The sequence below is a fragment of the uncultured Lutibacter sp. genome, assembly GCF_947495725.1.
Lineage (GTDB): Bacteria > Bacteroidota > Bacteroidia > Flavobacteriales > Flavobacteriaceae > Lutibacter.
The window spans coordinates 745,277-768,303 of record NZ_CANLZZ010000001.1; the positions used below are offsets into that span (position 1 = coordinate 745,277).

Annotated in this window: 15 protein-coding genes; 12 read left to right on the plus strand and 3 right to left on the minus strand. The window is 30.7% G+C overall.

Going from position 1 to position 23,027, the window contains the following annotated elements; genetic code table 11:
* Positions 1-118 precede the first annotated feature (118 nt).
* The 6 genes from nrfH to Q0776_RS03170 all read left to right on the plus strand — a co-directional run bounded on the left by nrfH (position 119) and on the right by Q0776_RS03170 (position 8,349).
* Entirely contained in the window at positions 119-736 is a 618-nt protein-coding gene (nrfH, locus tag Q0776_RS03145; protein WP_298364943.1) for a cytochrome c nitrite reductase small subunit, read from the plus strand.
* Positions 729-2,219: an ammonia-forming cytochrome c nitrite reductase gene (gene nrfA / locus Q0776_RS03150; protein ID WP_298364946.1), complete on the plus strand. Its 1,491-nt coding sequence runs from the start codon at positions 729-731 to the stop codon at positions 2,217-2,219. The genes nrfH and nrfA overlap by 8 nt, the downstream gene beginning before the upstream one ends.
* 104 nt (positions 2,220-2,323) lie before the next feature.
* The gene (locus Q0776_RS03155) at positions 2,324-3,574 is read left to right on the plus strand and encodes a cytochrome c biogenesis protein ResB (RefSeq protein ID WP_298364948.1); all 1,251 of its coding nucleotides are present in this window, start codon (positions 2,324-2,326) and stop codon (positions 3,572-3,574) included.
* A complete protein-coding gene (gene ccsA, locus Q0776_RS03160; RefSeq protein WP_298364950.1) occupies positions 3,574-4,377 on the plus strand; it encodes a cytochrome c biogenesis protein CcsA in 804 nt (267 codons plus the stop codon). Before Q0776_RS03155 ends, ccsA begins: the two co-directional genes overlap by 1 nt.
* Positions 4,378-4,744: 367 nt before the next feature.
* The gene (locus Q0776_RS03165) at positions 4,745-7,168 is read left to right on the plus strand and encodes a TonB-dependent receptor (RefSeq protein ID WP_298364951.1); all 2,424 of its coding nucleotides are present in this window, start codon (positions 4,745-4,747) and stop codon (positions 7,166-7,168) included.
* 59 nt (positions 7,169-7,227) lie between these two features.
* Positions 7,228-8,349, plus strand: coding sequence for a PepSY-associated TM helix domain-containing protein (locus Q0776_RS03170; protein WP_298364952.1), 1,122 nt, complete (start codon positions 7,228-7,230; stop codon positions 8,347-8,349).
* Between the two features lie 16 nt (positions 8,350-8,365).
* Here the strand turns inward: Q0776_RS03170 and Q0776_RS03175 are convergent, their stop codons facing one another.
* The 3 genes from Q0776_RS03175 to Q0776_RS03185 all read right to left on the minus strand — a co-directional run bounded on the left by Q0776_RS03175 (position 8,366) and on the right by Q0776_RS03185 (position 10,954).
* Positions 8,366-9,538, minus strand: coding sequence for a DUF418 domain-containing protein (locus Q0776_RS03175; protein ID WP_298364954.1), 1,173 nt, complete (start codon positions 9,536-9,538; stop codon positions 8,366-8,368).
* A 117-nt stretch (positions 9,539-9,655) separates the two neighbouring features.
* Positions 9,656-10,624 (minus strand): tryptophan--tRNA ligase, encoded by a 969-nt coding sequence (gene trpS, locus Q0776_RS03180; protein WP_298364956.1) that lies wholly within the window; start codon positions 10,622-10,624, stop codon positions 9,656-9,658.
* 90 nt (positions 10,625-10,714) lie between these two features.
* Entirely contained in the window at positions 10,715-10,954 is a 240-nt protein-coding gene (locus Q0776_RS03185; protein WP_298364958.1) for a GlsB/YeaQ/YmgE family stress response membrane protein, read from the minus strand.
* An 81-nt stretch (positions 10,955-11,035) separates the two neighbouring features.
* On the opposite strand from Q0776_RS03185, the gene Q0776_RS03190 reads away from it, so the two are divergent.
* The 6 genes from Q0776_RS03190 to Q0776_RS03215 all read left to right on the plus strand — a co-directional run bounded on the left by Q0776_RS03190 (position 11,036) and on the right by Q0776_RS03215 (position 22,728).
* Positions 11,036-11,782, plus strand: a complete 747-nt coding sequence (locus Q0776_RS03190; RefSeq protein WP_298364960.1) for a lysophospholipid acyltransferase family protein — start codon at positions 11,036-11,038, stop codon at positions 11,780-11,782.
* A gap of 26 nt (positions 11,783-11,808) precedes the next feature.
* Positions 11,809-12,465: a hemolysin III family protein gene (locus tag Q0776_RS03195; protein ID WP_298364962.1), complete on the plus strand. Its 657-nt coding sequence runs from the start codon at positions 11,809-11,811 to the stop codon at positions 12,463-12,465.
* A gap of 88 nt (positions 12,466-12,553) precedes the next feature.
* Positions 12,554-18,133, plus strand: coding sequence for an MG2 domain-containing protein (locus tag Q0776_RS03200; protein WP_298364965.1), 5,580 nt, complete (start codon positions 12,554-12,556; stop codon positions 18,131-18,133).
* Positions 18,134-18,244: 111 nt separating this feature from the next.
* Positions 18,245-20,596 (plus strand): penicillin-binding protein 1C, encoded by a 2,352-nt coding sequence (gene pbpC, locus Q0776_RS03205; protein WP_298364967.1) that lies wholly within the window; start codon positions 18,245-18,247, stop codon positions 20,594-20,596.
* Between the two features lie 44 nt (positions 20,597-20,640).
* A complete protein-coding gene (locus Q0776_RS03210) occupies positions 20,641-21,399 on the plus strand; it encodes a LytTR family DNA-binding domain-containing protein (protein WP_298364970.1) in 759 nt (252 codons plus the stop codon).
* A gap of 3 nt (positions 21,400-21,402) precedes the next feature.
* Positions 21,403-22,728, plus strand: a complete 1,326-nt coding sequence (locus tag Q0776_RS03215; protein WP_298364973.1) for a histidine kinase — start codon at positions 21,403-21,405, stop codon at positions 22,726-22,728.
* Positions 22,729-23,027 lie beyond the last annotated feature (299 nt).

Below are 23,027 nucleotides of genomic sequence, written 5' to 3' on the forward strand. Positions count from 1 at the left end.
TTAAGGATATATGATTTATATCATAGTTTAAAATTAAAATTTAGTTAAAATTTGCAAAATAAAAATGATAGAGGATAATATTATCTGAATCTCTTTTATGATATAATTTTATAGTAAAATGAAAAGACTTTATAGATTTTTAATTCCACCAAAAGAATGGAGGATTCCTGTTATAATTTTATTGGGTGCAATTACTGGTCTTACATTCTATGCGCTAATTGAGTCAAAGGCGGTTTCTTACTTATCCGATGATCCAAAAACATGTGCAAATTGCCATGTTATGACACCTCAATATTCAACTTGGAAAAATAGTTCTCATAGAGAATGGGCAAGTTGTAATGATTGTCATGTGCCCCAAGATAATGTATTAAAAAAATACATGTTTAAAGCAAAAGATGGAATGTATCATGCGTCAGTATTTTTAACTCGTGGAGAACCTGAAGTAATTAGAATGAAAGAAGCCGGTGTAGAGGTTGTACAAAGCAATTGTATTCGATGTCATGAAAATCAAGTAACTGATGCAAAATTAGCATCGCAAGTTGATGATCATATGAGTAGTAGAACGGAAAGAAAATGCTGGACCTGTCACCAAGAAGTTCCACATGGAAGTATACATAGTTTATCTTCAATAAAATACTATGGAAAAATAGATGAAGAACATCAAGAAACCGTACCAGATTGGTTAAGTAAATATTTAAAAGAATCAGATAATCAAAACGATAGTAAAAATGAGTAATACAAGAAAACCTTGGAAAAACTGGGTGTTATTTTTAGCATCTTTAGTAATAGTGTTTTTGTTAGGACTTTTAGTTTCTTCAATAACAGAACGTAAAATGGAGGCTAAATTTGCTTATACTCCAATGACAAAGATTAATAAATTAGAACCTAGAAATGAAGTTTGGGGAGAGAATTTTCCTCGCGAATTTCAATCTTATTATAAAACTGCTGATACAACATTCCGTTCTAAATATAATGGGAACGCTATGATTGATATGTTAGAAGAAGATCCGCGCCTAGTTGTACTTTGGGCAGGATATGGTTTTGCAAAAGATTACAATCAAGGTCGTGGACACGTTTATGCAATTGAAGATGTTACTAATACTTTAAGAACCGGTGGACCAACTGGACCAGATGATGGACCAATGCCTTCTACTTGTTGGACTTGTAAATCACCAGATGTTCCACGTTTAATTAATGAAATTGGTGTAGATGATTACTACAAAGGAAAATGGGCAAGCAAAGGAGAACAAATTGTAAACCCAATTGGTTGTGCAAACTGTCATGATGAAAAGTCAATGAAATTAACCATTACCCAACCAGCTTTAATTGAAGCATTTCAACGTCAAGGAAAAGATATTACTAAATCTTCTCATAACGAAATGCGTTCTTTAGTTTGTGCACAATGTCACGTTGAGTATTACTTCAACAAAAATTTACCTGAAAAAGAAGGAATACCTTATTTAGTATTTCCTTGGGATGAAGGTCAAACAGTTGAAGATATGGAATCTTATTATGACAAAGTTGGTCATGTAGATTGGACTCACAAAATTAGTAAAGCGCCAATGTTAAAAGCACAACACCCAGGTTACGAAACTTATCAAATGGGTATTCATGGTAAAAGAGGTGTTTCTTGTGCAGATTGCCACATGCCTTATAAAACTGAAGGTGGACAAAAATTTACAGATCACCATATTCAATCTCCTTTAAACAACGTTGCAAATTCTTGTCAAGTTTGTCATAGAGAAGAAAAAGACGAATTAATTAAAAATGTATTTGATAATCAAGATCGTATTATTGAAAACAGAGATCAATTAGAACGTTTGTTAGTTCGAGCTCACGTTGAAGCAGGTAAATGTTGGGAGTTAGGAGCTACTGAAGAACAAATGAAAGATATTTTACACGGAATTAGATTAGGACAATGGCGTTGGGATTATGTTGCAGCATCTCACGGTGGATCTTTCCACGCTCCTGTTGAGTTAGGTAGAGTACTTGGAAAAGGTATTGATATTACACAAGAAACTAGAATTAAATTAGCTAAATTGTTAATGGAATTAGGTTTTAAAGGTGAAGTTCCTTACCCAGCAATTGACACAAAAGAAAAAGCTCAAGAGTTTATTGGATTACCAATGGAAAAATTAAAAGCAGAAAAGGAAAAATTCTTAAAAGAAGTTCGTCCACAATGGCAAGAAGCTGCTAAAAAAAGAGAAGCAACATACTAAATTATAGTATGGAGTAAATAGTATTTAGTTCTGAGTTTTTTAATTTTTTTAAGATTTTTAAATTAAAAAACTCATTTCTAAAAAAATAGTATATTTGACTTTATATGAGTGAAAATAATATAAAGATTCAACGTAATTTATGGGAAAATCCCTGGGGTTACATTGAATCTTTTTTTATAGGAATTGGTTTAATTATAACAGGTTTGTTTTTAGAAGTTTTTTCTACTTCTAATAATGTATTTACGTTATCTTACCCATACAATGTAATATTTTTAATAGGTTATATTGTAGTACTATTTGTTTTGTATAAATGGTTTACAAATTCGCAAATTATACGTTGGCTTACAAAAGTACCGGCTTCAATATCAAGTATTGTTTTAGTTACTGTGCTAGTGATGATAATGGGAATTATACCTCAAATACCTTCAGAAAATAAAATTATAAATAACTTAGGTTTAAATCATATAACAAGTAATTGGGCGTTTTTATTAATCTTGTTTCAATTTTTAACCTGTTTGGGACTTATCTCAATAAAAAGAATTTTACAATTTAAATGGTCTAATTTTGGTTTTGTTTTAAACCATACCGGATTATTTTTAGCCTTAACCGCAGGTGTTTTAGGAACAGGAGATTTGCAACGTTTATCTATAAATGTGTATGAAGGAAAACCAAGTTGGGTTGCTACAGACCAACAAAAAAAAGAAATAGAATTACCGTTTGCCTTTTTTTTAAAAGATTTTTTAATTGATGAATACAACCCAAAATTAGCTTTAGTAGACAATAAAACGGGAAGTATTGCACATAACGATGGTAAAAACCTTTATTTAGTTGAAAAAGGAGAAACTTATTATTTTAACAATTTTGAAGTAAAAATTGATAATTTTCTTTCTAATGCTATTCGTTTTGGAATGCGTTATGAAGCTGTTAATGAAATAGGTTCACCCCCAGCTGCAAAAGTAACTGTAAAAAATATTGAAAACGATTCTATTAAAACTGCTTGGATAAGTAGTGGAAGTTTCCGTTATCCTTATGAATCACTTAAAATAAGTAAAGAATACTCTGTGGTAATGACTATTCCAGAAGTGAAGAAATTTAGTTCAGATATTGATATTTTAACCAAAGAAGGAGAACGAATTAGTACAGTATTAGAAGTAAATAAACCTTTTAAATACAAAGGTTGGAAAATATATCAGCTTAGCTACGATGATAAAATGGGAAAATGGAGTAATTTAAGCGTTTTAGAGCTTGTAAAAGATCCGTGGCTACCACTTATTTATATTGGAATTTTTATGATGATTGCAGGCGCTATATATATGTTTTGGATGGGTAATAAAATAACTAAAAATCAAGAATAATGACTTGGATAGATTTTCCTTTATACAGTTCAATCATTGTAATTTTGTGGTTTATAGGGTTGGTATTTTTATTAATTTCATATAAAAAGCAAGCCGTTTTAAAAATTGCCAATTTGTTATTTGTATCGGGTTGGGCGGTTATGATTCTTTTTGTTGTAAAATTGTGGATTGAGTTGGACCGGCCTCCAATGAGAACTCTTGGAGAAACCAGATTATGGTACGCTACATTTTTACCATTAATAGGTTTTGTAACTTTTATTCGTTGGAAATATAAGTGGTTTTTGGCCTATAGTTTTATAATGGCAAGTATGTTTTTAGCCATCAATTATTTAAATCCCGAAACCTATTCAAAAACCTTAATGCCAGCGCTGCAAAGTCCTTGGTTTATTCCACACGTATTGGTGTATTTATTTTCGTATGCAGTTTTAGCAGCATCAAGCATTGTTGCTATAAAAGGTTGGTTCGATAGTTACAAAGGAAACTTCAATATAGAAACTTTAAAACTAGCTGATAACTTAGTGTATATTGGTTTTGCATTTTTAACTTTAGGGTTGCTATTTGGAGCACTTTGGGCAAAAGAAGCTTGGGGACATTACTGGACTTGGGATCCTAAAGAAGTTTGGGCATTTTTAACCTGGATGGGTTACTTAATTTACATTCATTACCGCTATTTTCACGCTCAAAAAAGTAAACAAGCACTTACTATTTTGGCATTGGCATTTGTAGTATTATTAGTTTGTTGGTTTGGCGTTAATTATTTACCTGTTGCAAATACTAGTGTACATACCTATACCCAATATTAGATATTGTTTATTATGATATGTTTAACTTGTATCATTATCTATTAAAAATTATAATTTAATTTTTTTTTGATGTTACCCTCCGGGGCAGGTTGTCACTACTCGCTTTTTTAGTTGAAAAACGACTTTAAAAGAGCTTAAACGTGCGTTCTATCCTTATTGCTATATTTAATATGACTCTAAATATTGTAAAGTTATGTTATACAGTACTTTATAAGATTATCCTAGTTTTTTTTCTAACTGAATTATCGCTTAAAGACAAATACTGACATTTATCAGCTTATTTAAAATAATTCTAAATAAGCTTTTTTATTTTAATATACTATTCTATATTTGCCCCTTATTTATAATTAGTCTAAATAAAAATAAGATGAACAAACAACTATTAACACTACTATTTTTAACGATTTCAACCATTGCTTTTTCTCAAAAAGGAAGCGTAAAAGGTACAATAACCAACAACAATAATAATCCATTGTATGATGTAAATATTATATTAAAAAACACGGCAAAAGGAACACTTTCTAACAAAGAAGGGTATTTTGAAATAGCAAATCTAAAAGATGGAGATTATATTTTATCAATTTATAATCTTGGTTATAAAACAAGAGAAATAGCAATTTCTATTTCAAATAACAATTCAATAAATTTAGAAACAATTAAACTTTATGAAGGAAATGAAATTTTAAATGAAGTTGTAATAGAAAGCACAAGAATTAATAAGTTTTCTAGAAAGCAAAGTGCTTATGTGGCTAAAATGCCACTTAAAAATATTGAAAATTCTCAAGTTTATAGCACCATTACAAATCAATTATTAGTATCACAGTCAGTCAATAGCTTTGAAGATGCTTTAAAAAATGCCGTTGGTGTAGATAAATTATGGTCTTCTACCGGTAGAAGTGGAGATGGAGCTGGTTATTACAGTATTCGTGGATTTTCTGTGCAACCACAATTGGTAAACGGAGTTTCAGGAATTACAAATGGATTTATAAACCCATCAAACGTTGAGCGTGTTGAGGTTATTAAAGGTCCTTCAGCAACATTGTTTGGTAGTACGCTAACTTCTTACGGTGGTTTAATTAACATAGTTACTAAAAAACCATATAATAGTTTTGGAGGAAGTGTTACTGTTGCCGGAGGTTCCTTTGGTTTCAGAAAACTAAATGCCGATATTAATTTAAGTAATAAAGAAAACATATCATTTCGTTTAAACACAGGATATCAAGAAGAAGATAGTTTTCAAGATTATGGATATAAAAAATCTGTTTTTATTGCGCCATCACTTACTTATAAGGTAAATAATAATTTAACCTTTAATTTATCGTATGAAACTTCAAACAACGAGCAAACAAATCAAACCTTTTTATTTTTAAACAGGTCTGCGCCATTAGTATTCAATACAATTGAAGAATTGAATTATAATACTAATAAATCTCTTACAAATAATGATGTAATAATTGAAAATCCTACGCAAAATTTTAGAGGAGAAATTGCATATAAACTTTCAGACAATTGGTCTTCACAAACTATTATTGCAGGTGGTACAGCAAAATCAAATGGATTTTATACGTATTTATGGAATGCTGCAGATTGGACCGATGCTGCAAACCCTGCTGGTACACCAAATTTTGCATTGTATGCTCAAAAAACTGATGCTAAAACAAAAACGCTTAATCTTCAGCAAAATTTTGTAGGAGAATTTAAAATTGGGGATTTACAAAACAAATTATTAGTTGGTTTTGATTATTTAAAAACATCAATTATTGATAAAGGTTCTAATTGGGGTTATTTACATACTGTTAATGCGCAAGGAGATCTTATTTATGGAGAGCCAGAAATTTCAGCAGCAAATTTAAATACAATACTTACAGGTATTGGTAATTCAAATATCGAAACAAAACAAAATGTTTTTGGGGCTTACGCATCAAATGTTGCAAAAATAACACCTCAATTATCTGCAATGGCGAGTATTCGTTTTGACAGATTTAAGTATGATGGAGATATAAACGACCCTTCAGATGATTTGCAAGCGTTTAACGAATCAACCTGGTCTCCTAAATTTGGTGTGGTTTATCAACCAATTGTAAATAAGCTTTCAATTTTCGGTAATTACCAAAATAGTTTCTCATATGTAAACCCAGAATTAGTTCCTGTTGATTTAAGCGATCCTTCAGCCGGAACAGTTTTACAATCTTATGATTTGGAACGTGCAAATCAGCTAGAATTTGGAGTTAAAACAAACCTTTTTAATAATAGATTAGAGGCTACTTTAAATTATTATGACATTGAAGTTAAAGATAAAATAATGGGTTTTGGAGCTTCAAAACAACAAGATGCAACCGTAAATAGCAATGGTGTTGAATTGGAGTTAAACGCAAGTCCAATAAAAGGTCTTAATCTTAGAGGAGGTTTTAGTTATAATAATTCTGAAGTAACTAAATCTGCTTCTAGACTAGATTTAATTGGTTTAAGACCGGCAGAATCTGGATCAGACATTTTATATAATTTTTGGGGAGATTATAAAGTTACAGAAGGTTTTGCTAAAAACCTTGGTTTTGGAGCTGGTTTTAACGGAGCAAGCAGTTATAATACTATGAGTGATTATACAAATTCTGGAGGTTTTGATTTACCCGCATATACCGTTTTTAATGCTTCTATATATTATGAAACTAGTAAGTTTAGAATTAGTGTAAAAGGTAATAATTTAAGCGATAAAAAATACTATTCTGGATGGAGTACTGTAACACCACAACAAACAAGAGCATTTATTGCTACGTTAGACTATAAGTTTTAGATATATTAATTGAAAAAAGGTAACTATTATAGTTGCCTTTTTTCTTTATTTTTTTTCAGATGAAATATAGAAAAACCATTCTTTCAATTCATAAAATCCTTGGTTTATTTACAGGTGTTGTTGTATTTATAGTATCAATAACTGGTTGTTGTTGGGCATTTAGAGATGAAATTGAAAGCACATACAATCAATACAAAAAAGTTGAACCACAAAACATAGCAATTTTAACTCCATCAGAGGTAAAAACTATTGCTGAAGAAATTTTTCCAAACAACACAGTTCACGGAACAATTTTTAAAAAAGCAGATGATGCTATTGAAGTCATTTTTTATGATGCCAAACCAGAGTTTTACCAAAGTATATTTTTAAACCCTTATTCAGGTGAAGTTATTCAAATAGATAACCACTTAAGTGGTTTTTTTGCTTTTATTTTAAAAGGTCATATGCGTTTGTGGTTACCAAAAGATATTGGAGAACAAGTTGTGGGAGCATCAATACTTACTTTTATTTTAATTATAATTTCGGGCTTTATTTTATGGATTCCGAAAAAGCGAAAAAACTTAAAACAACGATTAAAGTTTGATTGGAGATCTACTACAAAATGGAAACGAAAAAACTTCGATTTGCATACCGTAGTTGGATTTTATGTATGTACTTTTGCTTTAATAGCAGCATTTACAGGTGCAATGATATCATATAATTGGCTAAAATATGTGGTATATGTTTCAACCGGAGGAGATAAAATACCTGCCTTTATTATTCCAGATAATAGAAATAAAGAACCAAAAATAGACAGTAAAACCTTGCCAATAGATCATTTAATTGTAAAACTACAAAAGGAATCTCCAGAAGCTAAAAGTTTTGAACTACATTATCCTGAAACTGAGGAGGCAAGTATTTATGTTGAGGTTTCTAATAGTGAAGGTTTGTACTACAATTCTGATTATAGATTTTTTGATCAACATACATTAGAAGAAATTGAATCAAAAGCTATTTTTGGAAAATATAAAGATGCTAAGTTTGCTGATAAAATAATTCGTATGAATTATGATATTCATGTTGGAGCCATTGGTGGAATTGCAGGTAAAATAATTGCGTTTATAATTAGCTTAATTACTGCAAGTTTGCCTGTAACAGGAGTTTTACTTTGGTATGGACGTAAGTACAAAAAGAAACACTAAATAGCTGTTAAATCAGCTATTTTGAGTTTAGCCACGTTAAATTATGCCAAATTTGTTCTAATGGACCACGGTTATGGTTTTTCATCCACCATTTACTAAATAATATTAGTAGTATTGAGCAAATAATTCCAATTAAGAAGCTATAAGTTGCACCAGTATATTTGTATAATCCAAAACCAAATCCGTAATAAAGTGTTGTTCCAATTACAGTTTGAAGTATGTAATTAGATAAACTCATTTTTCCCATTGGGGAAAAAACATTTAATGCTTTTTGCCAAAATTTTGAAAAATACAATAATAAAAAACCAGACAACAAGACAAAAGTAAAGGCAAAGTTGGTCCACGATTTTTCCATTGCTTTTGCAGTCATTTTTATTGCTTTGCTTTCAATTGTTCCAATTAAGTTTTTTTGAATGTAAAACAATGGAATAAATAAAATTATTGAAATAATAAAAACCTTCAGCCAAAGTCGCTTATTTTGGGAATTTTGAACAAATAAATTTTTTCTAGCAGCTACCATTCCAAGCATAAATAAGCAAAGTAAATGAGGGAATCTTCCATTTTCCCAACTCCAAATCCAAACAGCTTTTTTACCATTCGTTAGGTTTCCTTTTATGGTTTCTAATAATGAATCTCCAGGAATATATTCCTTCAATTTACCAAAGTAAGTCCAAGATTCAGGATTACCAACTTCTATGGTTGGGTGCTGAAAATAATAAACAAGCCTTCCTATTTCAAAAGGTTGAAGAAATAATATAAAAGCAACAATTAAAACTGTTTTAGAATTGAGTTTAGCAAATGGAATTAAAAACAAACCTACAAATGCATAAAGCGTTAATATATCTCCTTGATAAAAAGCTGAATTTATAGTTCCAAAAATAAAAAGTAATAACAACCTCCAAACAAATCGAGGTCTAAAATCATTGCCTCTTTTTGCTTGATTGTTCATTTGAATAAAGAAGGTTACTCCAAATAAAAAGGCAAACATAGCATAAGATTTTCCGGCAAATAGAAAAAAGGTACTATCCCAAATTGTTTGATCTAGTTCAACCATCCAACTTGGTAAGTTTTTGGGTTTAAAAAAGAAATCGAAGTGTTCTAAATTATGTAAAAGCATTATAGAAACCAAAGCAAAGCCTCTTAATGCATCTACATTAAAGAGTCTTTGTTTTGTATTTAAAGTTTCCATAATTTTATTTATACGAAGTATTTCTCAGCCTGAACAATAGAGAATAATCTCACATTCCAAACAAAAAGATTCTACATTTCGTATCACTTCATTCAGAATGACATTTATTTTCTAAATTTAGTAACCTATTTTTGCTCTAACACGTTGTAAAACATCTGCAGCAACAATTTTTGCTTTTTTTGCTCCAATTGAAAGGGCTTTATCAATTTCGCTCAAGTTTTCCATATAATAATTATAGCGAGCTCTTTCTTCTGAAAACGTATCAATTAATAATTCATAAAAAGCTTGTTTAGCGTGTCCGTAGCCATAATTTCCACCTTCGTAATTAGCTCTCATTTCAGCAATTTGTTCTTCTGAAGCTAATAATTTGTACAAAGCAAATAAGTTACAAGTATCTGGGTTTTTAGGTTCTTCTAACGGAGTAGAATCCGTTTTAATCTTCATAATTTGTTTACGAAGTTGCTTGTCTGGTAAAAATATATTGATAATATTTCCACTTGACTTACTCATTTTTCCACCATCAGTTCCTGGAACCCACATAGTTCCATCCTGAATTTTTGCTTCTGGCGGAACTAAAGTGTCACCCATTTGATGGTTGAATCTATTTGCAACATCGCGTGTAATTTCTAAATGTTGTAATTGATCTTTTCCAACAGGAACAACTTCAGCATCATATAATAATATATCTGCAGCCATTAACATTGGATATCCAAATAATCCCGCATTTACATCTTCTAACCTATTAGATTTATCTTTAAAGCTGTGTGCCAATGTTAAACGTTGGTATGGGAAAAAGCAGCTTAAATACCAAGTTAGTTCGGTAGTTTCTGGAATATCACTTTGTCTATAAAAAACAGTTTTTTCTACATCTAAGCCACAAGCCAGCCAGGTTGCAGCTGTACTATAGGTGTTTTGGCGTAATTCTTCGCCGTTTTTAATTTGTGTAAGTGAGTGCATATCGGCAATAAATAAAAACGATTCGTTTTTTGGATCGTTCGCCATTTTAATTGCAGGTATAATTGCACCCAATAAATTTCCTAAATGAGGTGTTCCTGTACTTTGTACTCCTGTTAAAATTCTTGACATTTATGTTCTAATTTTCTTAGCTGCAAAAGTACATATTTCAATTGCATAAAAAAAGCGACAAAATGCCGCTTTAAAATAATTTTTGAAATTTTATTTTTTCTTTATGGCGGCCACAACAGCCATAATTATAATTGCTCCAATAACACCTTCAAATAAATCACCTAACCAGCCATTAAGAATATGTATTCCCGCAACGCCAAATAGCCATCCACCTAAAATTCCTCCAATAATCCCAAGAATAATATTTTTAAAAATTCCGTAGCCGCCACCTTTCATTAGTTTTCCAGCTAACCAACCAGCAATTCCTCCAATTAAAATAGAGTATAACATAAAATAAAGTTTAATATTAATAATTGATCAAATTAATAAAATTCAATGATTTATTCGATTAAATCTTTAATTTTGATTTTCATGAAAATATTTAAAGGGATTTTTTACATATTTTGGAGATGCTGGTTTTATTGTTGGGTGTTATTTCCTATTATTCTAATATTTCCAATTTTATTAATAGTTACATCTACTGAAAAATTATATCCGGTTTTTTTTAAAATTGCCCAAGCTTGGGCAAACACCATACTTTTTGTAATGGGCTTTAAAGTTAATTTAATTGAAGAAGAACATTTGGATGATACTAAAAGTTATATGTTTTGTCCAAATCATACTTCTATGATTGATGTAATGCTTATGCTTTCAATAGCTAAAAACCCATTTGTTTTTGTTGGAAAAAAGGAATTAACTAAAATCCCAATTTTTGGATATTTTTATAAACGTACATGTATTATTGTCGATAGAAGTGATTCAAAGAGCAGAAAAGCTGTTTTTGATGAAGCGAGAAGAAGGTTAAGTGATGGGTTAGATGTTTGTATTTTTCCGGAAGGATTGGTTCCGGACGACGAAAGTGTAGTTTTAGCCGATTTTAAAAATGGAGCTTTTCGATTGGCCATTGAGTTTCAAATACCAATAGTTCCAATTACAATGTACGATTGTAAAAAACGATTTTCTTACACATTTTTTAGTGGAAAACCAGGAACATTGCGAACGAAAACTCATAAATTTTTATATACTAATGGGTACACTCTGAAAGATTGTGAAACTTTAAAAAATGGTACTTTTACAGTTATTTATAATGAGTTGATTTCTGATTCAAAAAATACTTAATTCTTCAAATTTTCGTTTTCATAAAAATGAGAGAAAAGAAAGTTACATATTACAACCCAAAAGAAGAAAAACTAAATGTATATTCTCATGCATTAGGATTGGTTTTAAGTATTATTGCATTGATTTTATTAGTTGTTTATTCTAGTATTTATGGAAGTGCTCGACACATTGTGAGTTTTAGTATTTATGGAGCTAGTTTAATTGTATTATATTCAGCTTCAACTTTTTATCATTATTCAAAAGATCCTGAAATTCGTTATAAACTTAATATTTTCGACCATGCTGCCATTTATGTTTTAATCGCTGGTACTTATACGCCTTTTACATTGGTGGTTTTAAAAGGTTGGGTTGGTTGGACAATCTTTGGTGTTTCATGGGGATTAGCCATACTTGGTATAATTTTAAAATTATTTTATACAGGTAGGTTCGATAAAATTTCTACTATAGCTTATGTACTTATGGGTTGGTTAATTGTTTTTGCTATAAAACCACTCGTTAATAATTTACCTATAGAAGGTTTAATGTGGTTGTTAGGCGGAGGATTGGCTTACACAATTGGTGCTGTTTTGTATAGTATTAAAAGCATTAAATACAACCACGCAATTTTTCACATTTTTGTTTTGCTTGGAAGTTTTGCTCATTTTATTGCAGTTTTCTTTTATGTTTTACCTATAAAAAAATAAGAAAGTTTTAAACGGTTTTTAGGTTAAGTACTTTTAATTTTTTAGTACCTTCATTCAAAATTTTGCTAAACACATAAAATAACCCAAAATGAGATTTCAAAAAATCATTTTCGCTTTACTTTTTAGTATTGCGATTGTTGCTTGTAAAGATGAAAAACCACAAGAATCAACCAATAATTTATTCAAGTTTAAAGAGTACATAAACTACACAACTTCGGGTGTGGTTTCGGTGGCCGAACCAATTAGAGTTGATTTAGCCAAAGAAGTTGAAGGTTGGGTTTCTAATGAAGAAATTTCTGAAAATATTTTTGATATTTCACCAAGTGTTAAAGGTAAACTTTCAGCATTAAATACGCGTAGTTTATTGTTTCAACCTTCTGAAAAATTACAACCTAATAAGGAATATACGGTTACCGTAAAGTTGGGTAAAATGTATGCAAATGTTCCTTCGGAATACAAATCGTACACATTTAAATTTAAAACCATAGAGCAGAATTTTAGCATCACCACTAACAATTTGCAATCGTATAATAAAGAATGGCAGTATGTTGAAGGTGTAATTAAAACTGCTGATATTTTAAATTTAGAAGATGCTCAAAAAATAATTTCAGCAGAGCAAAACAATAAAAAGCTTAAAATAAATTGGAAAAATGCCGATTCAATTAGTACAAACTTCAATTTTATAATTGATAGTATTCAACGTTTTGAAGACGATTCCAAAATATTAGTTTCTTGGAATGGTAGCGCAATTAATGTAGATAATGATGGTAAAAACGAGTTGAAAATACCTGGTAAAAATAATTTCTCTATTGTAAATATTGAAGTATTTCAATCTCCAGAGCAACACTTAAATATTAACTTTTCTGATCCGCTAAAAAAACAACAAAATTTTAAAGGTTTAATTGCTATAAAAAATGCGAATAACTTAAAATATGTAGTGGATGGAAACGTGTTAAAAGTATATCCAAATACACGAATTGTTGGCAATGTTTTAGTAGATGTTTTCCAAGGAATTAAAAGTACCGATGGTTATAAATTGAAGAATGCTTTTTCCGAAAACGTAGCATTTCAACAAGTAAAACCAGAGGTTAGATTATTGTCTAGCGGTGTTATTTTACCAAGTTCTAACGATTTAAAATTTAATTTTGAAGCCGTTAATTTAAAAGCTGTTGATGTTAGAGTTATCAAAATTTTTGAAGACAATGTATTACAATTTTTACAATCTAACGAGTTAGGAAATACCAACCGATACAACATTAGAAGAGTAGGGCGTAGAGTTGCTAAAAAAACAGTTACGTTAGTTAAAAACGAATTGGATAACAACGGTAAATGGAAAGCTTATGCGTTGGATTTATCAAAAATGATAAAAGCTGATCCTGGAGCAATTTATAGAATTGAATTAAGCATAAAGCAGGAATATTCGTTGTACAAATGTAGCGATAGCGATGTAGTAACTAATGAAGAAGATGGTTACGATGATTATTACGAAGATGAATATTATTACAACGAGCACGAATACACAACACAACAAGCAGCCGATTTAGATGAGCGTGAAGAACAATATTGGGATAATTTAATTTACAGTTATAGCAATAATTATTACAATTGGGAAGACAGAAGTAATCCTTGTAAAAAAGCATATTACGATAATAATGATCGTATTGTTTCAGCAAATATTTTAGCTTCAAATTTGGGTGTAATTGCTAAAAAAGGAGCTAACAAATCGTACTTTTTTGCTGTAACAGATATTTTAACAACTAATCCGGTTTCAGGTGCAAAGGTTACTATTTACAATTACCAACAACAAGAAATTGCGAGTTCAGTAACCGACAACCAAGGTATTACAGGAATGGACGTTGATAAAAATGCTTACTTCGCTATTATTTCAGATAAAAAGCACAAAACGTATCTAAAATTAGACGATGGACATTCATTATCGTTAAGTAAATTTAATGTTTCAGGTAAAAAATTACAGAAAGGTTTAAAAGGCTTTATTTATGGTGAACGTGGCGTTTGGCGTCCTGGAGATTCTATTCATTTAACTTTTGTGTTGAACGACAATGCGAATCCGTTACCAAAATCTCATCCTGTAAAATTAGAAGTTACCGATGCGCGTGGAAAACTAACTAACAAGCAAGTTACAGTAAACAATGTAAATGGTTTTTATAAGTTTTCAATACCAACTTCCGACAGTGATCCAACAGGAAATTGGAATGCAAATATTAGTGTTGGTGGTGCAAAGTTTTACAAGTCGTTAAAGGTTGAAACCGTTAAACCTAACCGATTAAAAATTAAGATAGATTTTGATGATGAAGTACTTTCAAACACCAAACCAATTGCTGGTAATTTACAAATAAATTGGTTGCACGGTGCACCTGCAAAAAGTATAAAAACCGAGGTTAAGGCAAAATTTAGTAATAATTCAAGTGCGTTTTCAAAACAGTTCCCAGGATATATTTTTAACGATCCTACTCGTACTTTTAATGGGGAAGAAGTTGCCGTTTTCGATAGTAAATTAGATGCTTCAGGAAATGCAACTATCAACAAAAAAGTAAATTTAAAAGGAAAAGCTCCTGGAATGCTAAAAGTTGCATTTTTAACCAAAGCGTTTGAAAATGGTGGAGATTTTTCAATGGATGTAATTTCAAAAAATTATGCGCCGTACAGCTCGTTTGTTGGATTAAAATCACCAAAAGCAAAGCGTTATGGTTCTTTTGAAACTGATGCTAATGTAACGTTCGACATTGCAACAGTAACCAAAGATGGAAAACCAATTTCCAGAAATGGAGTAGAAGTAGAGGTTTACCAAATAAAATGGCGCTGGTGGTGGAGTTCATCGTACGATAATCTTTCTTCGTATAACGGAAGTCGTTACCATAAACCATTCAAAAAATTAAAAGTAAATACAAATTCAGCAGGAAAAGGAACCTTTACCATTAATGTTCCTGATAATAAAGGAGGAAGATTTTTAATTAGAGTTATCGATAGAAAAAGCGGACACGCAACAGGTAGAACTGCTTATTTCTACAAAAATTGGTGGAAACGTCCTTCAAACGATCCTGAAGCTTCAAAAATGTTAGTTTTTTCAGCAGATAAAGAAAAATACAATGTTGGCGAAACTGCTAAAATTACATTCCCTTCTGGAACTGAAGGTAGAGCTTTAATTTCTATTGAAAACGGAACAGAAGTACTACAAACTGTTTGGCAAAAAACACAAAAAGGAGAAACTACGGTTGAAATTCCTATTACTTCAGAAATGACTCCAAATGTGTTTATAAATATTTCATTATTGCAACCGCACGCTTCAACAGCCAACGATTTACCGTTGCGTTTGTATGGTGTAATTCCAATATTGGTTGAAGATCCAGCAACACGATTAGAGCCACAAATTGAAATGCCAAAAGTGTTGAAACCTGAAGAGAAATTCACCTTAAAAGTGAGTGAAAAATCAGGAAAACGAATGACCTACACAGTGGCAATTGTTGAAGAAGGCTTGTTAGATTTAACACGATTTAAAACACCTCAAATTTGGGATTCATTCTACACAAAAGAGGCATTAGGTGTAAAAACTTGGGATATTTTTGATGATGTAATTGGAGCTTACGGTGGAAGTATAGAACAAGTATTTGCAGTTGGTGGTGATGGCGATGCAGCGGGAGGAAAAAACAAAAAAGCAAACCGATTTAAACCAGTAGTTCGTTTTATTGGTCCGTTTGTGTTGGGCAAAGGAAAAACAGCTTCGCACAACATTCAATTGCCAAAATACATTGGTTCGGTTAGAACTATGATTATTGCCGGTGATAATAACAATGCTGCGTATGGAAAAGTAGATGAAACTACGCCAGTTCGTAAACCGTTAATGGTGTTATCTTCTTTGCCAAGAAAATTAAGTCCAGGCGAAAAAGTTACCTTGCCAGTTACTGTTTTTGCAATGGAAAATAAGGTGAAAAATGTAACTGTTTCATTAAAATTATCTGACGGAATTAAAGTAGTTGGTGAGAAAACTCAAAAACTAACATTTGCGAATCCTGACGAGAAAATGGCATACTTTAATTTAGATGTTTCTGAAGCAAAAGGAATTGGAAAAATTGAAGTAATTGCACAAGGAAATGGCGAAAAATCTTCTTACGAAGTTGAAATTGATGTAGTGAATCCAAATCCAGTTTCATCAAAAGCAATTGCAGTAGAATTAGAACCAAACGCTACGCAAACTATCAATTTTGAAACTTTTGGAATAAAAGGAAGCAATACCGCAACTATTGAATTTTCTACCTTGCCGGCAATGGATTTTACTGGTAGATTGCAATATTTAATTCGTTATCCGCACGGTTGTGTAGAGCAAACAACCTCAAGCGTATTTCCGCAGTTGTATTTAGGTGATATTTTTGATTTACCTATTCAGCAAAAACAAAAAATGACCGATAATATTAAAAATGGAATTGAGCGTTTAGGCGATTTTCAAACTCCAAGTGGAGGTTTAAGTTATTGGATGGGACAAAATTCTGCCAACGATTGGGGAACAAGTTACGCTGGTCATTTTATGATTGAAGCCGAGAAAAAAGGATATGTTTTACCATTAACTTTTATGAATAATTGGTTGAAATACCAAAAACAAGCAGCTCGTGATTGGAGGCCAAGTTACAAACGTTATAATTCAGATTTAGCACAAGCATATAGATTGTACACATTGGCATTAGCTGGTCATCCAGATTTAGGTGCAATGAACCGTTTACGTGAGTTTAGTGAAATTTCTAACAATGCAAAATGGCGTTTAGCTGCTGCGTATGCTTTGGCAGGACAAAAAGAAGCAGCAACCAAAATTGCAAACACTGCTAATATTAATTTTGAATCATCACGATACGATTATTACACCTATGGTTCTGTTGATAGAAACAGAGCAATGGCGATGGAAACAATGTTGTTAACAGGTGATAAACAATCGAGAGAGTTGGCAAAATTAATTGCAAAACGTTTGTCTTCAAAAAGTTGGATGAGTACGCAAACAACAGCATACAGTTTACTGTCTATGGCAAAAATGGTTGAAGTTAATGGTGGAAAATCGGTTAAGTTGAATTATTCAATCAATAGTGGAAAGCAAGAAAATGTAAATACAAAATATGCTATTGCACAGCGCGATTTAAAAGTTGTTGAAGGAGCAAATTCCGTAACAATTACTAACAACGAAAGTAATTTAGTATTTGTAAATGTGTTGAATTCGGGAATTCTTCCTTTAGGAAAAGAAATTGCTGAAAAACGCGGTTTAGGAGTTGCAGTTTCGTACAAAGATTCCAAAGGAAAAACAATTGATGTTTCTAAACTTTCTCAAGGAACAGAGTTTGTTGCAGAAGTTACGGTGAGCAATTTAAAACCAGAAAATGTGTATGATATTGCCTTAACTGAAATTTTCCCTTCGGGATGGGAAATTGTAAACACACGTTTTACAGATTTTGGAAATACAGCCACAGGAAATGCAAATTATACCGATATTAGAGACGATAGAGTTAACTTTTATTTCAATTTAAATAAGAACAAGTCTAAAACATTTAAAGTGCTGCTAAACGCATCGTATTTGGGTAGTTATTATTTATACGGCGTTCAAGCCGAAGCAATGTATGATAATGAGTATTTTACACGTACAACTGGTAAATGGATTGAAGTAGTTAAATAAATATAAAATGTAATGTCATTCTGAATGAAGTGTTAACGAAATGAAGAATCTCACAACGCAAAGTAGATTCTTCACTTCAGCCTGTCTTGAGCGACAGTCAAAAGGTTCAGAATGACAATTATAATGAATTGGATTATAAAACATAAAATCAAAATTATAATAGCCGTTATTTTACTAATGGCTTATTATTTTTCGTTACCAAAACAGTTGTTTAAAAATCCAACTTCAACAGTAATTGAAAGTGTTGAAGGCGAATTGTTAGGCGCAAAAATTGCTGAAGATGGACAGTGGAGGTTTCCTCAAAACGATAGTGTTCCGTATAAATTTCAACAATGTATTGTTCAGTTTGAAGATGCTTATTTTTACAAGCATCCCGGTTTTAATCCAATTTCAATATTTAAGGCGCTTTCAGAAAATATAAAATCTAAAAAAGTAAAAAGAGGAGGAAGTACCATTACGCAGCAAGTAATTAGATTGGCTCGAAAAAATCAAAAAAGAACCTATTTTGAAAAGCTAAAAGAACTGATTTTAGCAACACGATTAGAATTTCGTTATTCAAAAGAAAAAATATTGTCGTTATACGCATCAAATGCTCCTTTTGGAGGAAATGTTGTAGGGTTAGATGTAGCATCGTGGCGTTATTTTGGGCGATTTCCAAACAATTTATCTTGGGCAGAAAGTGCAACATTGGCTGTTTTACCAAATGCACCAAGTTTAATTTATCCAGGTAAAAATCAGCAAAAATTATTAGCGAAACGAAATCGATTGTTGAAGAAATTATTCGACGAAGAAATTATAGATAAGTTAACATATGAATTAGCTTTAGAAGAAGAATTACCTCAAAAACCGTATAGAATTCCGCAAATTGCTCCGCATTTATTGCAAAAAGGAGTAAAAGATTTTAAAGGAAAACGTATAAAAACATCCGTTAAAATTGGATTGCAACATCACGTAAATGAAATTGTTAAAACGCATTATAACGAATTAAGTAAAAATGAAATTTACAATGTTGCTGTGTTGGTTTTAGATGTTGAAACACGACAAGTTTTGGCATATGTTGGAAATTCACCAACTTCAAAAAAACATCATAAAGATGTTGATATTATTAACAAACCACGAAGCACAGGAAGTATTTTAAAGCCATTTTTATATGCTGCTATGTTAGACGCTGGAGATTTATTGCCAAATACGTTAGTGGCTGATGTTCCAACTCAAATTGCGAGTTATAAACCCGAAAATTTTGATAAGCAATTTAGTGGAGCTGTGCCAGCGAGTAAAGCATTGGCTCGTTCGTTAAATGTGCCAGCAGTTAGAATGTTGCAAAGCTTTGGCTTGGATAGATTTCATCATTATTTAAAAGAATTAAAGTTGAAGGATATTAAGTTTAATGCCAATCATTATGGATTGTCGTTAATTTTAGGTGGTGCAGAAAGCAATTTATGGGATTTAAGTAAAAGCTACGCTTCAATGGCTTCAACAGTAAATCATTATGATGATGCGCAAGGAAAATATTATACCAATGAATTTTTAGAACCTTCGTATTTAAAAGATTTTAAACCGAATTTTGGAAAAACTTCAACAGAAAAAACCATCTTTGATGCAGGATCAACTTATTTGACGTTTGAAAGTTTAAACAAAGTAAACAGACCAGAAAGTGAACAAAACTGGGAGTTTTTTAATGATGCCAATAAAATTGCTTGGAAAACAGGAACAAGTTTTGGCTTTAGGGATGCTTGGGCAATTGGAGCAACAAAAAAGTATGTAGTTGGCATTTGGGTTGGAAATGCCGATGGTGAAGGTCGTCCAGGTTTGGTGGGAGTTTCAACAGCTGCACCAATTTTGTTTGATGTGTTTAATTATTTACCTCAAAGTAATTGGTTTGAAAAACCTTTTGATGAATTAGCAAAAATTCCAATTTGTAGTAAAAGCGGTTATAGAGCAAGTGAAATTTGTGAGCAAAAAGATTCTGTTTTTGTGCAACAAGCAGGTTTAAAAACCAAACCTTGTCCGTACCATTTATGGGTTCATTTAGATAAAAATGAAGAATTTCAAGTAAATACTTCGTGTGAAAGTTTAAGTAATATGGTGCATAAAAGTTGGTTTGTTTTACCGCCATTAATGGAATATTATTATGAAAAAAACAATCCGTTTTATGCTAAATTACCAAGTTATAGAAACAATTGTTTAAATGAAACTAAAGCTAAAATGGAGTTTGTTAATTTACCTAAAAACACAACATTTTATTTAGCTAAAGATTTCTCGGAAGAAGTGGTTCCAATTGTTGTAAAATTGGTGCATTCAAATCCTGAAACAAAAGTATTTTGGTATTTAAATGAAGAATTTTTAAAGGTTACTCAAGATATTCACGAAATTGAAATTTTACCCCAAAAAGGACTATTTAATCTTATTGTTTTTGATGGGTTTGGAAATGAATTAAATACTAATATTGAAATAAAGGAATAAGTTTTTGACCATAATTGCAAATGTTGTATATTGCAAATTAATTAATGAACATTAGCCCTGAAATTATGCTGCAAATTCTACTAGTCGATGATGAAAAAGACGCTTTAGAAGCTTTGGAATGGAAATTGAATAATTACATTGATAATATTGAAGTTACAACCTGTAATTCTCCAGTAGAAGCAATTGATATTATTAATGAAACTAAACCTGATGTAGTTTTTTTAGATATCCAAATGCCAGAAATGGATGGTTTTACGATGATTGAAAAGCTTGAAAATAGAGATTTCAATTTAATTTTTACAACCGCCCATGACGAATTTGCTTTAAAAGCTATTAAAGTTTCGGCCATTGACTATTTGCTAAAGCCTGTTGATAAAGATGAATTATTGGCTTCAATGGAAAAAATTCAAAAATCTAAAAATGGTGATTTACTTGAAAATAAATTGGCACTTTTATTAAATAATTTAAATGACAATAGTGACAAAATAAACATTTCTGCTGATGGAAAGGTTTATTTATTAGATAAAGATGATGTTGTTATGTTAAAATCAGACAAAAGTTATACTACTATTTATTTAAAGTCTGAACAAGAAATTTTGGTTTCCAAAACTTTAAAAGAGGTTGAGAAAAAATTCTTGTTTCCGAACTTTTTTAGAGTGCATAATTCATATTTAATTAATTTAAATCACGTGAAAGAGTATTTAAAAGGGTTGGGAGGTGAACTTATTATGACAAATGGTTTAACGGCAAGTATTAGTAGAAACAGAAAGGCAGAATTATTTAAAAAACTTTATTTGGATTAAAGAATGTTATTAGATTTTCATTCTGAATTGTATTCTTGGATAAGAGGCGGATTATTCGTTCTGTTTATCTATCATCTATTAATTTTTTTCCAGAACAAAAGTAAATTATATCTATACTATAGTTTGTACCTTTTGGCTCTTACAATTTATTTATTAGGTGATATTTCTACGGGGTATTCCAAAGATATTTACAACTATTTAAACTTTTCAGTTCAGTTTTTAGCATATGCGGCCTATGTATCGTTTGCTCGAAGTTTACTAGAAACGAGAACATATTTAATAAAATGGGATCGCTATTTTGCAATAGAAACAATTACACTTTTAATATTAGCACCATTTTTTGTAATAATCCAATTTTTTTTAGGGTACGAATTTCAAATAAAGGTTTTTACTTTAGTAGCACCACTATTAACCATTTTTACCATTATTTCTTATTACGTAGTTTATACAAGAATTAAAGACAATTTTTCTAAATATTTTGTTTTTGGATCTTTGATATACTTGATACTAGCTAATATTAGTTTTTTAGAAGTTTTTATAGGAAAAGAAATTTTTATAAGGAATAATGTTCAACCTATGTTTTTTGTATATATAGGTGCATTTTTACAATGTATAATCTTTTCAATTATAATTGGTTTTACTATTAAAAGGGTAGAGCAAAGGAGTAAAAATGCCGAGGTTAGACTTGCAATAAAGTTAAAGGAAATGGAAGAATTAAAAATGACGGCACTTCAAAGTCAAATGAATCCACATTTTCTATTTAACTCTTTAAACTCAATAAATAATTTTGTAATTAAAAATGAAGTAGAAAAAGCATCTGATTTTATTACAAAATTTTCAAAATTAATACGGGCCATATTAAATAGCTCATCTAGTCCAACATCTACGCTTTCAGAAGAATTAAGAATTTTAGATTTATATATAAAATTAGAACAAATGCGTGTAACTGGCGGATTTGAATTTGAAGTTGAAGTTGAAGAAGATTTAAATCTAGAAGCTATAAAAGTGCCTCCTATGTTTTTACAGCCATTTATTGAAAATGCTATTTGGCATGGTATTATGAAAATAGAAGGAAAAAAGGTAATTAAACTTTCAATTAATAAAAAAAATGGAAATGTTTTATGTGTTGTAACTGATAATGGTATTGGAATTAACAAGGCAAAAGAACTATCTCATATGAGCAATAAACGAAAGTTTTTTGGAGCCGAGGTTACTGAAAATAGAATAAGAATGTTGTACCAAAATAAGGATGTACACATAGTTACCAAAGACATTTCTTCAGATAATAAAACAGGAACTCAAGTATCTATAAAGTTTCCATTGCTCTAAGTTTTTGAAAATATAGAAGGTTTTGTAATGTGTTTAAGATTATCAAACTACCATTTATAAGAATAAACGAACCATTTATTAACTTTTTAATAACATTTGTTTATTTTAATTATTAATATTTAAAAACTGTGTATCTTTGAATTGTATTATCGTCAAGAGGGGTTTTGACTTTGTACATTAAAAACATTAAATAAGTCTTTGGGGTTGATTTATTTATTCCTTGAACATTGTAATAACGTATTATAATGTTCAAGGTTTTTTTTTGAATAAATATTTATACGGATAAACCTTTTTCAATT

Coding starts and splice junctions, on each gene's coding strand:
- Q0776_RS03190 (WP_298364960.1), top strand. CDS start 11,036: ATGAAAATATTTAAAGGGATTTTTTACATATTTTGGAGATGCTGGTTT.
- Q0776_RS03170 (WP_298364952.1), top strand. CDS start 7,228: ATGAAATATAGAAAAACCATTCTTTCAATTCATAAAATCCTTGGTTTA.
- Q0776_RS03155 (WP_298364948.1), top strand. CDS start 2,324: ATGAGTGAAAATAATATAAAGATTCAACGTAATTTATGGGAAAATCCC.
- Q0776_RS03165 (WP_298364951.1), top strand. CDS start 4,745: ATGAACAAACAACTATTAACACTACTATTTTTAACGATTTCAACCATT.
- Q0776_RS03175 (WP_298364954.1), bottom strand. CDS start 9,538: ATGGAAACTTTAAATACAAAACAAAGACTCTTTAATGTAGATGCATTA.
- pbpC (WP_298364967.1), top strand. CDS start 18,245: ATGACAATTATAATGAATTGGATTATAAAACATAAAATCAAAATTATA.
- Q0776_RS03200 (WP_298364965.1), top strand. CDS start 12,554: ATGAGATTTCAAAAAATCATTTTCGCTTTACTTTTTAGTATTGCGATT.
- trpS (WP_298364956.1), bottom strand. CDS start 10,624: ATGTCAAGAATTTTAACAGGAGTACAAAGTACAGGAACACCTCATTTA.
- Q0776_RS03215 (WP_298364973.1), top strand. CDS start 21,403: ATGTTATTAGATTTTCATTCTGAATTGTATTCTTGGATAAGAGGCGGA.
- ccsA (WP_298364950.1), top strand. CDS start 3,574: ATGACTTGGATAGATTTTCCTTTATACAGTTCAATCATTGTAATTTTG.
- Q0776_RS03210 (WP_298364970.1), top strand. CDS start 20,641: ATGAACATTAGCCCTGAAATTATGCTGCAAATTCTACTAGTCGATGAT.
- Q0776_RS03185 (WP_298364958.1), bottom strand. CDS start 10,954: ATGTTATACTCTATTTTAATTGGAGGAATTGCTGGTTGGTTAGCTGGA.
- nrfH (WP_298364943.1), top strand. CDS start 119: ATGAAAAGACTTTATAGATTTTTAATTCCACCAAAAGAATGGAGGATT.
- nrfA (WP_298364946.1), top strand. CDS start 729: ATGAGTAATACAAGAAAACCTTGGAAAAACTGGGTGTTATTTTTAGCA.
- Q0776_RS03195 (WP_298364962.1), top strand. CDS start 11,809: ATGAGAGAAAAGAAAGTTACATATTACAACCCAAAAGAAGAAAAACTA.